The 526-nt window shown below is 38.6% G+C and carries 1 protein-coding gene; it reads left to right on the top strand.

What is annotated here, in order from left to right; all coding sequences use genetic code 11:
* Positions 1 to 161: 161 nt before the first annotated feature.
* Positions 162 to 526, top strand: a 365-nt coding sequence (locus tag AB5M32_RS13650; RefSeq protein ID WP_368024532.1) for a DUF4373 domain-containing protein, incomplete at its 3' end; no start/stop codon positions are given.

Below are 526 nucleotides of genomic sequence, written 5' to 3'. Positions count from 1 at the left end.
CAGAACGTAAAGAAGCAGAAAAAGTGGAAGACGTATCATCAGCGTTTGATGAATACGAAGAAACAGCAAATATAGACGAACAACAGGATTCATTGTTCGATGATATGAATCCGCCACTATAGCGAGGGAATTTCCCCTCGCTTATCTAAGGAGGTGATAGTGTGGCAAGACCAACAAAAGAAGGTCTTGATTATTTTCCTCTTGATGTTGATGTTTTCGAAGATGAAAAAATAGAGGCTATTGCTGGGGAATTTGGACTTAAAGGAGAAATTGCGGTAATCAAACTGCTTTGTGCGATATATAAAAAAGGATATTTCATTTTGTGGAATGATTTAACGCAAGCTACTCTTTTAAAACGCCTGCCAGGAGTAAGTAAGGAAATGCTCAATCAAATAGTGAACCGCTTAGTCAAATGGGGTTTTTTTGATAAACAACTGTTTGACTCGGTCGAGGTGCTTACGAGTGAGAATATCCAAGCCACCTACTTTGAAGCGACAAAAAGACGAAAATCACCAAAACCAACTAA

The sequence above is a fragment of the Enterococcus sp. C57 genome (assembly GCF_040887305.1).
In the GTDB taxonomy this organism is placed as follows: Bacteria; Bacillota; Bacilli; order Lactobacillales; family Enterococcaceae; genus Enterococcus_B; species Enterococcus_B hirae.
The sequence above is the reverse complement of the archived record's forward strand: the minus strand, read 5'-3'. Positions and strand labels throughout refer to the sequence as shown.